Source organism: Clostridium lapidicellarium (assembly GCF_041224415.1).
GTDB lineage: Bacteria > Bacillota > Clostridia > Clostridiales > Clostridiaceae > Clostridium_B > Clostridium_B lapidicellarium.
The window spans coordinates 15,508-29,670 of record NZ_JBGFFE010000004.1; the positions used below are offsets into that span (position 1 = coordinate 15,508).

The following is a 14,163-nucleotide window of genomic DNA, read 5'->3' on the forward strand; positions in this document are numbered from 1 at the left end:
TATATTTTCCTGAAATGCCCAGGTCAATTTAAGTATAAAAAATACTTATTAAAAATTATATCACCTTCATTTATAAATTTCAAAATTTAATAAAATATGCTATTATTTATTTGAAGCATTTGATGCTTTGATATTAGAACCTCAGGAGATGAAATGTATTATATGAATCTGAATAAAATAAAGGGCAATACATATTATATAGACGGACCAACCAATTGTGGAATATTCATATTTAAAAATAAAAACTGTCTGATTGTAGACACGGGTATAAACAACAGCGAAGCTAAAAAAATAGATAACTTACTTATTGAAAATAAAATTCACCCAAAATTTATAATAAATACTCACGGCCACCTGGACCATTGTGGGGGCAATTTGTATTTTAAAAAAAATTATCCGGGCTGCCTTGTGTATGCTTCCAAAAAAGAAAGTATACTTATGGAGAACCAGGAACTTTTTCCTTCAATGCTCTCTTCATCTTATCCTTCAAGAGCTTTTGACAAAAGCAACAAACCCATAGATGTGGATTTTATTCTGGACTATGGAATAAATAAATTAAATGATGAGAAATTCAATGTAATTACACTGCCGGGTCACTCCATAGAACACATAGGGATAATAACTCCTGAAAAAGTGTGCTTTTTGGGAGACTCAATATTCAGCAGTGAAATACTGGATAAATATTCTTTCCCGTATTTATACAATATAGAAGAGAGTTTATCATCTTTAAATAAAATAAAAGATATAGATGCAGATTATTTTTTAATAGGACATTCGGAAAAATTAATCGAAAGAGGAGAAATATCAAAATTAGCGGATAAAAACATATCTAATATATACAATTACAAAAACGAAATTCTGGATCTTCTGGATCAGCCCCTCACCAGGGAAGACATACTGGAAAACATAACTATTTTAAACGGTCTGTCCTTAAACTTCTATGAATATCATCTGGATCTCAGCGGTGTGTCCGCCTTTTTATCCTACCTGTACAATGATAAGCTCATAGATCATTCTGTGGAAGATGGTAAATTATATTTTTTCAGGTCAAAATAAAGTCATGTTGTATAATGTAATGTGCCTTAAAAAAGACCTAACAGGCCAATTAAGGCACATTTTTACAATATTCTCAAAAAATTTACCCGTTATTCATAGTACTGTGTTTTCGCCCGTATATAAAATAGATAGAAAATCCTATACCCAGCCAGATTACAAATACTATTTTAGTGAAAGTGGGTAGAGAAAAAACCAGTATTGAACAAAATACAACTGCAATTATGGGAGTAACCGGAACTCCCGGACATTTAAACTTTCTTTCCAAATCAGGTCTTTTCTTTCTTAAAATAATTACAGACAGGGAAACTATTATAAATGCAATCAAAGTACCTATGTTAGTCATTTCTGCCAGCCTTCCAACTTGTAAAAATCCTGAAAGGACCATAGCTACAATTCCTATTAAGATTGTACTTTTTACCGGCGTACCGTATTTTGGGTTTATGTCTGAAAATATCTTCGGGAGAAGTCCGTCCCTGGAAAGCGAAAACAAAATACGGGTACCTCCGAAACACATAACCAGAAGCACTGAAGTGAGGCCGCAGAGAGCGCCGACTGAAACCAAGGCAGACCCCCAAGAAATGCCTATTTTCTGAAGTGCAAATGCTACCGGAGCTGCAGTATTTTTATAAACATAGTATGGCAATACACCGGTTAAAATTCCCGAAACCAAAATATAAAGCAGGGTACATATGAGAAGTGAGCATATTATGCCAATTGGCAAATCCTTTTGAGGATTCTTGACCTCTTCTGCCGCAGTTGCTATTGCATCAAATCCAACATAGGCAAAAAATATTATTGCGGCTCCCTTAAATACTCCATTTACCCCATATGGGAAAAACGGATGCCAATTAATCGGCTTTATATGTCCCGATGCAAGGACTATAAAGAGAATAACCACTCCAAGTTTTATTATCACCAAAACATCATTTAATTTAGCACTCTGACTAACCCCTTTAATCAAGAATGCAATGATTATAGCCAATATAAATATGCAGGGTAAATTTATAATACCGCCATTTAATCCAAGTGGGTTGCTAAAAGCAGCCGGTATATTAATCCCTATTGCCTGAAGTATTTGGACCACGTAGGCAGACCAACCCACGGTAACCGTTGCTACCGTTACTGTATATTCAAGTATCAGATCCCATCCTATAATCCATGCCCATATTTCTCCAAGACCTACATAACCATATGTATAGGCACTTCCCGCTACGGGCATCATTACAGATAATTCTGCATAGCACAATGCAGCAAATGCACAGGTCATACCTGAAACAATAAATGAAAGTACTAATGCAGGTCCTGCATAATTTGCAGCTGCAACTCCAGTAAGTACGAAAATGCCTGTCCCTATAACTGCTCCAATTCCCATCATTGTCAATTCAAATGCACCTAAACTTTTCTTCAACCCTCCTTTTTCTGACTTGGAATTATTCAATAATTCCTCTATGGATTTTGTCCTGAAAATCGAATTTGATTTTCCCATACATGCTGTCTCCTTTCAATAAATGAAAAAAATTAAGAGTATGAAATTTACATAGAATTTACATACTCTTAATATAATAGCATAATAAAACTTATTATATCTATTAGTCACAATAATCATTATATTATAAAATATTCAACTTGTTTCATATACTGTATTTTCACAATATAATATTTCACATAATATATAAAAATATCTAAAAAATGAATAATTATGGTTGCAATAGTATAATTATAAGTCCATTAAAAAGAGGATTGCCCCCACAATCAAATTTACGCAGCAATCCTCCATATTATTCTATATATTAATTTCCATCTGTCGGAGAAGGTGTTTCCTCTTCTTCCCCATTCATTACACTGTGTCTTCTGCTGTAGGCGAAATAGATTACAAGCCCTATAGCAAGCCATATTACAAATACCTTCTTGGTAAACACAGGCAGATCCACCACCAGCCAGCAGCACAATATCATTGACATTATAGGAACAAAAGGCACCCACGGACATCTAAAAGGTCTTTTATATTCCGGTCTTCTCTTCCTTAAGACTATAACAGAGGCGGATACTATAATAAACGCAAACAACGTACCTATATTTGTAAGGGTAGCGAGTCTGTCCAAAGAAACAAATCCTGACAGCAGCATAACTATGATTCCAACGATTATAGTACTTTTTACAGGCGTACCATATTTAGGATGTACGTCTGAAAAAGCTTGAGGAAGCAGACCATCTCTGGACAGCGAGAACAATATACGTGTTGAACCATAGGACATAACCAGAAGTACAGAAGTAAGTCCACATATTGCGCCGACAGAAACTGCCGCCGAACCCCAGGTAATACCTATTTTCTGGAGGGCGAAGGCCACTGGAGCCGCAGTATTTTTATAAGTATAATACGGAAGTACTCCTGTCAACACTGCTGCAACAAATATATACAATACAGTACAGACAAGCAGTGAACCTATTATGCCTATAGGAAGGTCCTTTTGTGGATTCTTAACTTCTTCAGCTGCCGAAGAAACAGCATCAAAACCTATATAGGCAAAGAATACAATTGCCGCACCTTTAAAAACTCCACTAACACCATACGGGAAGAACGGGTGCCAGTTAACCGGTTTAATGTGTGCTGCCCCCACAACTATGAACAGTATTACCACACTTAATTTTATCACGACAAGTATATCGTTGAGTTTTGCAGTCTGGGTCATGCCCCTAATGAGGAAAAGCAGTATTACAAACAAGATCAATATACAAGGTAAATTTATCATTCCACCTTTTAGTCCTGGAGGGTTTATAATTGCTGCCGGCAATTTTCCCCCCGCCGATTCTATAAGCGCCACTATATAACCGGACCATCCAACTGCCACCGCTGAAACCGCTACCATATACTCCATAAGCAAGTCCCAGCCTATCATCCAGGCCCATATTTCACCTAGGCCTACATAACCGAAGGTATAGGCACTACCTGCCACAGGAATCATTGCAGCCAGCTCCGAGTAGCACAGTGCAGCAAAACAACATGTAACTCCAGAAAATATAAAAGATAATATTAGTGCTGGTCCTGCATAATTTGCAGCTGCAGTTCCTGTCAATACGAAAATGCCTGTCCCAACTATAGCACCTATCCCCAACATCATCAGTTCAAGAGGTCCCAATACCTTTTTTAATGCCTTTTTTCCCCTCGTTTCAGCCAATAATTTATTTAGATCTCTCGTCCTAAATACAGAATTATTCGCAGCCATACATACACTCCTTTCAAAAACAATATTAATAAATTTTAAACTATTATAATTATAGCATAAATTTACTCACTAAAATTAATATATACAATTTTCAGAATATTAACGGTAAACTTTATTTTTTGATTTATAGCCCATATATATTGACATTTTGGGTTTTTATAAATAAAATTATTTTTAAAAAATATGACTATATCATTTTTATATATATTTTTTTAGCACTTCAGCAATATTTAAAATAAATATTGGTCATATATTTTAAATCAATATCAATTAACAATATTGAGAATATTTTTAATTTAGAATTAAATTAACCATAATAAACAGCTCAGGAATAAAAGCATAGTTTTTAAGTCCCGAGCTGTTTTCCTAAAATAAGCTGTTCACGACCTTATTTCCATCCCGGCTTATAACTCCATATTCATATATAGATAACAATTTACCATTGTACTTTGTCACCCTGCCCGTAGTCAATTCTTTAACCTCGCCTGAGCTGGGGTTATCCACATATATTTTTCCGTCTCTCGCAACATATATACTGTTCTTATTCACATACTGCGGAAGAGTATACACTTTTTTGCCGCCGGCTTTAAGGTTTGTGACAAAAATCTTGTCAATTTTATTATTCTCACCGTTTCCTATGTAAATATTATTGTCCTCATCTGTATTCAGAAGATAATGCATGGCATTTTCACCAGTTGCTATTATACCTCCCCTTCCAGTTCTAATTCTATTCGAAGTTCTGTCTTCATATATGAGTTCATCACCGTTAGTACCATTTACAGCCCCTATATTGCCGAGCTTGCACTTTATAAAATCCACCAAATTCATTCTTATCATTACATCAATTCTGTATATTCTGCTGTCTATATAATTGTTTCCACAGCTCATCACATATGCAACATTACTTGCACCTGAAAATGCAACGTCTTTAACTTCATAGGAGTCGTCCGGAAGCAATATTGAAAGTTCCTGATTCTTTTCCAAATTCTTTAGAGGATAGATTTCATCACGTTTTGCATCATATGATTCAAATTTTAGATTGCTTGAATTTCCTCCCGTACTCGTTTTCTCAGCTATAAATATAGTGTCAGTATCAAGATTCCAGGTATAATAGGAGAGCTCATTTTCAAGATTGACCTCTTTTACATCATTTTTGACAGTGTCAACCACCTGCAGTGCCATGCCATCATAATAGGATATGTAATTCCCGCTGTTGGATACCTTAATTTGTTCGGCATCTTCCGGTATTTTTACTTTTATTTTGTGTTCGGCCTGAGTCGAAGAAGTATCCACTTTTTTTATGCTGAAGTTGGTATTTCCATTAAAATAAAACTGATTCAGGCATAAAAGGCCTACTAATTCTATAACTATAGGTATAAGAGTCCACTTAATTATTCTCTTAAAGTTTTTCATAAATCCACTCTCCTCTAGGGTTTTACGTATATAGCTGTAGCTACGGTTCTCTCTCCATTCCAATCACTGGGATTATTTATGACCTCTCCGTTTAGATACATGGTGGCAGAAGATCCTCCATCTAGATTACTTGCATTTACAACTCCCTGCTGGAGAAGTATATTTTGTACATCCTTTAATGAAGCACCCATCTTGAACCCTTTTCTACCGTCTATAACCAGCATAACTACAGTTCCATCCGCTTTTTGTCCTATAGCAGTTCTAGGATTCAATCCTTCATTTTGTACTGCCACAGTTTTTCCATTTATTATTAAAGAATTTCTAAAGGAAATGGCTTCTACTACACCCTGGGAAAATAATTCATTTATAGTATGATCTCCTACTATGAGCCTTCCATTTGAAGTAAAGGCTGTTACATTTATATTTTCATTTGGACCCACATCGCTGTATACAAGTTTTCCACCTGATATCACAATTCCTTCAGGATAAGCCCCTGTTCCTACCCAGAGTTTTCCACTGCTGGTCCTGTCTGAAAATCCTCCTCCATTTATAGCAGCCACCGCACCATTTCGTTTTGCTATTTCACTGGTTCTTTCCCCTACTTCCCTGAGTTTGCTTGTATACCCTATGCGTATTCTCCTAGGATCATCTATTTCCAGTATATAACCATTGAATTTTGAAGTATCTATATCATATCTCTTTATGTTTTTATCACCAGCATGGCTTATGTTGACTTCATTGGGGTTTTCACTTTCAGCACTGGTAGTCTGACCATTTTTTTCCTCCTGAAGTATTTGGTTTATTTTGTCCTTTGACAAAAATAAAGTGGCTATATACTGATGAGTAAAAGTTGCCATAGCCGTTCCAACTATCTGATTTCTAACATTTTTAAAAGGTCCATAAAATACAAGCAAGGGAGTGGTAATCACAACCACTACAAGCTCATAGATTATAAATAGAAAAAACGTCTTAAAAGGAGATTTTTTTTTCTTCTTTTTTCTCATTCTCCTCTTTCCTACATCACTCATATTAAAATAACCTCCATAAAATAAACACTATTTTATATTTTACTATTATCTTAAAATTATTTCCACTTTACAATTCACAATTTACAATTAACGAGGGGTTTTCGGATAAAACCGAAAACCCCTGAGATTTGATATTTGAATTATTTCCCTATATCCTTTCTAAAATACATTCCCTTAAAATTTACTTTTTTCAAGTTTTCATAGGCATATTTAACAGCAGATTTCAAATTGCCGCCAGTTCCATAGGTAGACAATACCCTTCCGCCGGAGGTTTTAAAAACTCCATCTTCCCCCTTGACACCTGCCGCGAAAATATTATTTTCCCTTTTAAAACCGCTTATCTCAAATCCTGTCTCATATTTTGCAGGGTATCCTTTGGAAGCCGCTACTACACAGCAGCAGGCACCTTTTTCCCACTCAAGGTTAAAATCCGAAAGTTTTCCTGAAAGGGAAGCTTGAATAAGATCTACAAAATCACTTTTCATAAGGGGGAGAACTGCCTGTGTTTCAGGATCCCCCATCCTTACATTGTATTCCAGAAGATAGACACCCTTTTTAGTTATCATAAGTCCGAAAAAAATTATGCCTTTGTAATCTAAAATTTCCTGCTGTATTCCCATCAGAGTCGGAAGCATTATATTTTCTTTAAAATCTTGCAAGACCTCCCTGCTGCAATAGGGATTCGGTGCTATCGCCCCCATGCCCCCGGTATTTGGGCCTATGCCCCCATCATAAATTTGCTTATGATCTTTTGAGGATATAAAGGGAATAATAGTATTTCCATCCGTTACAGCCAGTATTGAGGCTTCAACCCCTTGGAGAAATTCTTCAACAATTACTTTTTTGCCTGCACCTTTGAATACGTCTTTTATCATGGAGTCATTAAGTGCGGATTCCGCTTCACCATGATTCTTACATATTGTAACGCCTTTTCCGGCCGCCAGCCCGTCTGCCTTTACAACTACGGGGTAGCTGCAAGTTTCAACATACTTTAAAGCATTGTCTATATTGTCAAAAGCAGCATATTCTGCAGTTCTGATGCCGTACTTTTTCATAAAATTCTTGGAATAAATCTTACTTCCCTCCAGCATTGCAGCTTTAGAAGAGGGTCCAAATATATCAAGACCACTGCCTCTGAATTTGTCCACAATTCCTTCTACAAGCGGATTTTCCGGACCTACTACAGTTAGATCTACTTTTTCTCTCAATGCAAAATCCATAAGGGAACATATATCCGTTATGTTCACATTACTGCATTTATCTTCTATTTCTATACCGCCATTTCCCGGGGCACAAAATATTTTATCCACCTCAGGGCTCTGTGCCATCTTCCAGCAAATGGCATGTTCTCTTCCGCCGGATCCCACCACAAGTACCTTCATTTCATAAATACCCCCTTTATTTTAAGTTAATGCTTAAAATGTCTTATTCCCGTAAACACCATAGATACTCCATTTTCATTGCATGCCTTTATGGAGTCCGCATCCCTTATGGAGCCGCCAGGCTGAATTATGGCCTTTATTCCATGTTTAGCAGCTTCCTTTACCACATCGTCAAATGGGAAGAAAGCATCAGATGCAAGTACTGTGCCATCCTTTGCCCTGTCAAGCGCCTGACAAGCGGGCCATATCCTGTTTACCTGCCCACATCCAATTCCCTTAGCCATAAAATCTTTAACCACTACGATTGCATTGGACTTTGCGTATTTACAAACTTTCATCCCAAATATTAAATTGTCCATTTCCTCTTTTGAAGGGCTTTTTTCAGTTACAACCTTCATTTTATCCGCAAGTTTCGTGTCAGCCGACTGTACGAGTACCCCTCCGTCCAATTTTGCTATTTCATATCCATTCGTGGGTTTGGCTTCACATTTTATTATTCTGAGGTTCTTTTTCTTCTTAAGCGTTTCAACAGCTTCTTTATCAAAATCGGGAGCTATAACTATTTCCACAAAAATTTTTACTATTTCCTCTGCAGTACTCACATCCAATTTTCTATTAAAAGCTATAATTCCTCCAAATATGGAAGTGGGATCGCATTCATAAGCCCTCACATAGGCCTCGTGGAGATCCCTGCCAATTGCCGCACCGCAGGGAGTATTGTGTTTTACTGCAACACAGCATATTTCCTCAAATTCATTTACCGCTTTCCATGCCATATCCATATCTCTCATATTGTTGTAGGAAAGCCTCTTTCCGTTTAACTGCTCAAAATCTTTCATGGGAGCTTTTCCCACAGTTTCAGTATAATATGCCGCACTCTGGTGAGGATTTTCCCCATACCTCAGATTCTGGGATTTTTTATAAGACAGGCTCAGGTACTCAGGATATTCTTCGTCCAGCAGGAAATTACTTATTGCGCCATCATAGGCGGACATGAGGTTAAATACCTTTCCTGCCAGCTTTTTCTTAAGCTCATATTTTACATTCCCTGATGATTTTATCTCCTCAATTACCGGAGAATAATCCTTAACATCCGTAACTACTACCACATCTTTAAAATTCTTGGCTGCCGCCCTTATCATGGCCGGCCCGCCTATATCTATAAACTCTATTTTTTCATCAAAGCTTATATCTTCACATACTTTATCAAAAAAAGGATACAAATTTACAACAACCATATCTATGGGGAGTATGTTTTTGCTTTTTATTGTATCCATGTGCTCTTTATTATCCCTTTTGGCAAGTATTCCTGCGTGTATTGCCGGGTGCAGGGTTTTAACCCTGCCATCCAGTATCTCATCAAATCCTGTAACTTCTGACACTTCCGTAACCCTTATGCCATTGTCCAAAAGGTATTTATACGTCCCGCCCGTAGATATTATTTCGACTCCCCTGCCTGCCAAAAACTGCGCCAATTCAAGCAAACCCTGTTTATTATAGACACTTATAAGTGCACGATTTATCATAATCGACCCTCCAATTATTCTTATTTGCCAATTTTAACTCTTCCCTGTATTACCGACACTTTATTTTGAGAAACAAGTTTAATGACCCTGGGAAGCGCCCTATGTTCCTCTTTCAATATTCTTTTTTGAAGATCCCCGGCGGTATCTTCAAAATATACAGGTACTGCTTTTTGAAAAATTATAGGTCCGCTGTCAGTACCTGAATCGATAAAATGTACTGTACATCCCGATACCTTCACACCTTTTTTAACTGCAGATTCATGTACTTTAATGCCATACATGCCGTCTCCACAAAATGATGGTATCAGAGAAGGATGTATATTTATTATTTTATTTTTAAATTCTGAGATAAGTTTCCCCTGCAATATGGAAAGCCATCCTGCACATACTATCAAATCCACTTTTCCATGCAGCAATTTCAATATTTCATCCGATAGGCCGGCTCCATAAACCTTACTATCCAATACTTTATTTTCAATACCATGTTTTTTAGCCCTTTCAATGGCATGTATACCAGGACGATCCGATATAAGCATCTCAATACTGCAGTTTTCAAGGTATCCGCTTTCCACACCGTCTATTATGGATTGAAAATCCGTTCCACCGCCAGAGGCCAAAACTGCTATTTTAAACATACTTTTCTTTCTCCTTTTTTTACATTACCTATTACGTACGCCTTTTCTCCCATTTTTTCAAGCTCCGACACCACACTGTCGGCATCTGAAGGTTTTACACACAATACAAAACCTATTCCCATGTTGAAAGTATTGTACATCTGCCGTTCACCCACTCCCAAATCCATTATGTATTTAAATATGTCAGGAATTTTATAGCTCTTTTTATCTATAACAGCGGTAAAATCCCCCTTGAACATCCTTGGTACATTCTCAAAGAAACCTCCGCCGGTTATATGGGCCATGGCTTTTATATTAAATTTTTGCAAAAGTCTGGCAACAGGTTTAACATATATCTTTGTAGGAGTCAGCAGTACCTGCCCCAATGTACTGCCGCCAAAACTCTTTTCAAGATCTCCCACAAGACTCCTCACAAGTGAATAACCATTGCTGTGAACCCCACTTGAAGCTATGCCAACAAGCACATCCCCTTCTTCCACTTTACTTCCATCTATTATATCGTCTTTTTCAACGGCTCCAACAGTAAAACCTGCCATATCGTAATCACCCTTGGCATAAAACCCGGGCATTTCAGCTGTTTCACCGCCGATCAGCGCACATCCCGCTTGAATGCATCCTTTTGACACACCCTTAACTAAATCCGCTGCAACATCTGCCTTCAAATTAGAACAAGCCAAATAATCCAGAAAGAAAAGAGGTTTTGCTCCATGGCACAGGATATCATTTACACACATGGCAACACAATCTATTCCAACAGTATCATAAACACCCATTTGAAAAGCTATCTTCAACTTTGTTCCAACTCCATCAGTACCAGAAACAAGCACTGGATTTTTATAATCACCTAACTCAAACATGCCTGCAAAACTTCCAATCCCGTTTAATACACCGGGAGTAAAAGTACTGGCCGAATACCGTTTCATAAGCTTTACGGATTTATAACCTTCTTCAATGTTTACACCAGCATCCTTATAGGTTGTCATATTAAAAACCATCCTTTACTCTAAATAATTTTTATCCTTTTCCATAGGCGCAGATATAGGGTAGACTCCGCTGAAACATCCTACACAATATCCTCTTTTACCGCTGCAGTCCAATGATTTTAAAATACCATCTATACTTATATATCCCAGGCTGTCCGCTCCTATTTCCTCTCTTATCTCCTCCACACTTGCATTGGCACCTATGAGATCCTTTCTATAAGGGGTATCAATGCCAAAATAGCAGGGATATTTTACCACAGGTGAACTGACTCTGAAATGTACCTCACTGGCTCCGGCCCTTCTAAGTATTTCCACAAGTTTTCTGCTGGTGGTGCCCCTTACTATTGAATCATCTACTATTACAACTCTCTTCCCTTCTACATTCACTTTAAGTGGATTTAATTTCACGGCCACCGCCTTGGATCTAAGTTCTTTGGAAGGTGATATGAAAGTTCTGCCTACATATTTATTTTTTATAAAACCTATAGCATATGGGATGCCCGATGCCTCGGAATATCCAAGGGCCGCCGGTATTCCCGAATCGGGAACACCTATTACCACATCGGCTTCTGCAGGGCTTTCCCTGTAAAGCACCTTTCCTGCTTTGATTCTGGAAGTATAGACATTTATCCCGTCTATAGTGCTGTCTGGCCTTGCAAAATATATATATTCAAAAGAGCACGTTTCACACTTTGTCTTTTCAGCAAAGTTTATGGATTTAATTCCGTCCTTATCCACTATGACAATTTCCCCCGGAGCTACATCCCTTACAAAATTCGCACCTATGGAATCCAGTGCACAGCTTTCAGAGCAGATTATATAATCGCCATTTAATTCACCTATACAGAGAGGCCTTATTCCATTTGGATCCCTGACGCCTATAAGCTTATCCCTGGTTAAAATAACAATGGCGTAAGATCCCTTTACAGCTTGAATTGCATCCACTATGGCCCTGCCAATATCTTTTTCGACCCCCCGTGCAATAAGGCTCAATATAACTTCTGAATCCACAGAAGTCTGGAAAGTGTATCCAGCATCTTCCAGAAGCGCCCTGATCACATCTGCATTCACCAGATTTCCATTATGTGCTATGGCAATTGGTCCTAATTTACATTTAACTATAAGGGGCTGTGCATTGCTCAAAGTACTGGATCCTGCCGTAGAATACCTCACATGCCCTATTGCAATTTTTCCCTTTAGACATCCAAGTAATTTCCTGTCAAAGGCATCTGCTACAAGTCCCATACCTTTATGGTACTTGAACTCATTTCCATCAGAAACCACAATTCCCGCACTTTCCTGTCCCCTGTGCTGAAGGGCATACAATCCATAATAGGTAAGAGATGCCACATCCAGGTTATTTTTGGAAAATACACCAAAAACACCACATTCATCTTTAAATTTATCCTCTAATAAAGTGCACATAAAATTCTCTCCTTTTATACCCATACAACAAGGATTTATTTACTACTTATTCTCTTCAATATCTCCTCATAAGCTTCCTTCACATTTCCCAAATCTCTTCTAAATCTATCCTTATCCAATTTTTCATTTGTCTTTGCATCCCACAGTCTGCAGGTATCCGGCGATATTTCATCAGCCAAAAGTATTTTACCGTTAAATTTTCCAAATTCAATTTTAAAATCAATGAGTTTTATTCCCTGCTTCAAAAAGAACTCCTTCAAAACATCATTTACCTTTTTTGTCATATCATATATGGTCTTCAATTCATCAAAAGTGGCAATTCCAATTCCAACTGCATGGTAGTCGTTTATAAGCGGATCACCCAGTTCATCATTTTTATAGCTCAATTCATACACCGTAGTCTTGAGAGGTGTCCCTTCTTTTAATCCAAGTCTCTTTGCCATACTTCCTGCTGCTACGTTCCTCACTATGACTTCCAGAGGAATTATGTCTACTTTTTTGCAAAGCTGTTCCCTGTTGCTCAATTTTTTTTCAAAATGAGTCTGTATCCCATGTTTTTCAAGAAGCTCAAACAGCATGGAAGTGATTGTGTTGTTCATTACACCCTTGTCTTGAATCTGCCCTTTCTTCTGTCCGTTAAAAGCTGTAGCATCGTCTTTATAATAAATTATAACCTTATCTTTATCATCAGTATCATAAACTTTTTTTGCCTTTCCCTCGTAAATCATTTTTTCCTTTTCCATTTTATAATTCCACTCCTTTTCCATTTTCATTTATAAATTTTTCTTTCATATCTTTTCTATACTTAAGCAATTTATCCCTAATTTCAGAATATTTAAGTGCTAAAATCTCAACTGCAAGCATACCTGCGTTATAGCTGTTGTTTATTCCAACTGTAGCTACAGGTATTGATTTCGGCATCTGCACTATTGAAAACAAAGAATCAAGTCCTCCAACTGCTGCATTAAGTGGAACTCCTATAACCGGCAATGTGGTATTTGCTGCAATGACTCCTGGAAGATGGGCCGCAAGACCTGCTCCAGAAATTATGCATTCACAGCCGTCATTTTCCAGTTTCTTCACAGTTTCCAAAAGTTTTTCCGGGACTCTATGGGCAGACAGGATATAAGCTTTATATTCTATACCAAATTCTTTTAGAACTTTAGCTGCACCTTTCATCTTATCTATGTCAGAACTACTGCCAAATATAATTGCTACTTTCATAAATACATCCTCCTTTTACAATTAACAATTTACAATTGACTAAATCAAAAAGATTCTTAGAAATCTACAGCCGTAAATTTCTAAGAATCCTAAAAATGAGTGATTTCACAACTCAATCCATAGACGGGAAATTTACGGTTTCCTGTAGAAACTCCTAAACCAGATTATTAGGATTATATGGATACTACATTTATATTTATTTCTGATATAATTATATTAACATAGGAAATTGTATAATTCAATATATTAATTTTAATTTATCTTATA

12 protein-coding genes and 1 riboswitch are annotated in these 14,163 nt (G+C 37.1%); of the genes, 1 reads left to right on the plus strand and 11 read right to left on the minus strand.

What is annotated here, in order from left to right; translation table 11 throughout:
- Window positions 1-162 precede the first annotated feature (162 nt).
- Entirely contained in the window at window positions 163-1,056 is an 894-nt protein-coding gene (locus AB8S09_RS04485) for an MBL fold metallo-hydrolase (protein WP_369868546.1), read from the plus strand.
- 82 nt (window positions 1,057-1,138) lie between these two features.
- Here the strand turns inward: AB8S09_RS04485 and bcaP (AB8S09_RS04490) are convergent, their stop codons facing one another.
- From bcaP (AB8S09_RS04490) to purE, 11 genes are all read right to left on the minus strand, one after another.
- Window positions 1,139-2,542 (minus strand): branched-chain amino acid transporter BcaP, encoded by a 1,404-nt coding sequence (gene bcaP, locus AB8S09_RS04490; protein WP_294182416.1) that lies wholly within the window; start codon window positions 2,540-2,542, stop codon window positions 1,139-1,141.
- Between the two features lie 304 nt (window positions 2,543-2,846).
- Window positions 2,847-4,280, minus strand: coding sequence for a branched-chain amino acid transporter BcaP (gene bcaP, locus AB8S09_RS04495; protein ID WP_294182415.1), 1,434 nt, complete (start codon window positions 4,278-4,280; stop codon window positions 2,847-2,849).
- A 366-nt stretch (window positions 4,281-4,646) separates the two neighbouring features.
- Window positions 4,647-5,693 (minus strand): NHL repeat-containing protein, encoded by a 1,047-nt coding sequence (locus AB8S09_RS04500; RefSeq protein ID WP_294182414.1) that lies wholly within the window; start codon window positions 5,691-5,693, stop codon window positions 4,647-4,649.
- Between the two features lie 14 nt (window positions 5,694-5,707).
- Entirely contained in the window at window positions 5,708-6,721 is a 1,014-nt protein-coding gene (locus AB8S09_RS04505) for a phosphodiester glycosidase family protein (RefSeq protein WP_369868547.1), read from the minus strand.
- 140 nt (window positions 6,722-6,861) lie between these two features.
- Window positions 6,862-8,103 carry a phosphoribosylamine--glycine ligase gene (purD, locus tag AB8S09_RS04510; protein ID WP_369868548.1) on the minus strand — a complete coding sequence of 414 codons (1,242 nt, stop codon included), beginning with the start codon at window positions 8,101-8,103 and terminating at the stop codon, window positions 6,862-6,864.
- 26 nt (window positions 8,104-8,129) lie between these two features.
- A complete protein-coding gene (gene purH / locus AB8S09_RS04515; protein WP_294182411.1) occupies window positions 8,130-9,629 on the minus strand; it encodes a bifunctional phosphoribosylaminoimidazolecarboxamide formyltransferase/IMP cyclohydrolase in 1,500 nt (499 codons plus the stop codon).
- Window positions 9,630-9,649: 20 nt separating this feature from the next.
- Window positions 9,650-10,264, minus strand: coding sequence for a phosphoribosylglycinamide formyltransferase (gene purN / locus AB8S09_RS04520; protein WP_294182410.1), 615 nt, complete (start codon window positions 10,262-10,264; stop codon window positions 9,650-9,652).
- Window positions 10,252-11,247: a phosphoribosylformylglycinamidine cyclo-ligase gene (gene purM, locus AB8S09_RS04525; protein WP_294182409.1), complete on the minus strand. Its 996-nt coding sequence runs from the start codon at window positions 11,245-11,247 to the stop codon at window positions 10,252-10,254. The genes purN and purM overlap by 13 nt, the downstream gene beginning before the upstream one ends.
- Before the next feature lie 15 nt (window positions 11,248-11,262).
- Window positions 11,263-12,672 carry an amidophosphoribosyltransferase gene (purF, locus tag AB8S09_RS04530; protein WP_294182408.1) on the minus strand — a complete coding sequence of 470 codons (1,410 nt, stop codon included), beginning with the start codon at window positions 12,670-12,672 and terminating at the stop codon, window positions 11,263-11,265.
- A 35-nt stretch (window positions 12,673-12,707) separates the two neighbouring features.
- Window positions 12,708-13,415, minus strand: coding sequence for a phosphoribosylaminoimidazolesuccinocarboxamide synthase (gene purC / locus AB8S09_RS04535; RefSeq protein ID WP_294182407.1), 708 nt, complete (start codon window positions 13,413-13,415; stop codon window positions 12,708-12,710).
- Between the two features lies 1 nt (window position 13,416).
- Complete coding sequence (gene purE / locus AB8S09_RS04540) at window positions 13,417-13,896, minus strand: 5-(carboxyamino)imidazole ribonucleotide mutase (protein ID WP_294182406.1); 480 nt, start codon at window positions 13,894-13,896, stop codon at window positions 13,417-13,419.
- A 100-nt stretch (window positions 13,897-13,996) separates the two neighbouring features.
- Window positions 13,997-14,097: riboswitch (purine riboswitch) on the minus strand.
- Window positions 14,098-14,163: the final 66 nt, after the last annotated feature.

Bases quoted from the DNA above. Each gene is read 5' to 3' on its own strand.
- AB8S09_RS04485 (WP_369868546.1), top strand. From the start codon at position 163: ATGAATCTGAATAAAATAAAGGGCAATACATATTATATAGACGGACCA.
- bcaP (WP_294182416.1), bottom strand. From the start codon at position 2,542: ATGGGAAAATCAAATTCGATTTTCAGGACAAAATCCATAGAGGAATTA.
- bcaP (WP_294182415.1), bottom strand. From the start codon at position 4,280: ATGGCTGCGAATAATTCTGTATTTAGGACGAGAGATCTAAATAAATTA.
- AB8S09_RS04500 (WP_294182414.1), bottom strand. From the start codon at position 5,693: ATGAAAAACTTTAAGAGAATAATTAAGTGGACTCTTATACCTATAGTT.
- AB8S09_RS04505 (WP_369868547.1), bottom strand. From the start codon at position 6,721: ATGAGTGATGTAGGAAAGAGGAGAATGAGAAAAAAGAAGAAAAAAAAA.
- purD (WP_369868548.1), bottom strand. From the start codon at position 8,103: ATGAAGGTACTTGTGGTGGGATCCGGCGGAAGAGAACATGCCATTTGC.
- purH (WP_294182411.1), bottom strand. From the start codon at position 9,629: ATGATAAATCGTGCACTTATAAGTGTCTATAATAAACAGGGTTTGCTT.
- purN (WP_294182410.1), bottom strand. From the start codon at position 10,264: ATGTTTAAAATAGCAGTTTTGGCCTCTGGCGGTGGAACGGATTTTCAA.
- purM (WP_294182409.1), bottom strand. From the start codon at position 11,247: ATGACAACCTATAAGGATGCTGGTGTAAACATTGAAGAAGGTTATAAA.
- purF (WP_294182408.1), bottom strand. From the start codon at position 12,672: ATGTGCACTTTATTAGAGGATAAATTTAAAGATGAATGTGGTGTTTTT.
- purC (WP_294182407.1), bottom strand. From the start codon at position 13,415: ATGGAAAAGGAAAAAATGATTTACGAGGGAAAGGCAAAAAAAGTTTAT.
- purE (WP_294182406.1), bottom strand. From the start codon at position 13,896: ATGAAAGTAGCAATTATATTTGGCAGTAGTTCTGACATAGATAAGATG.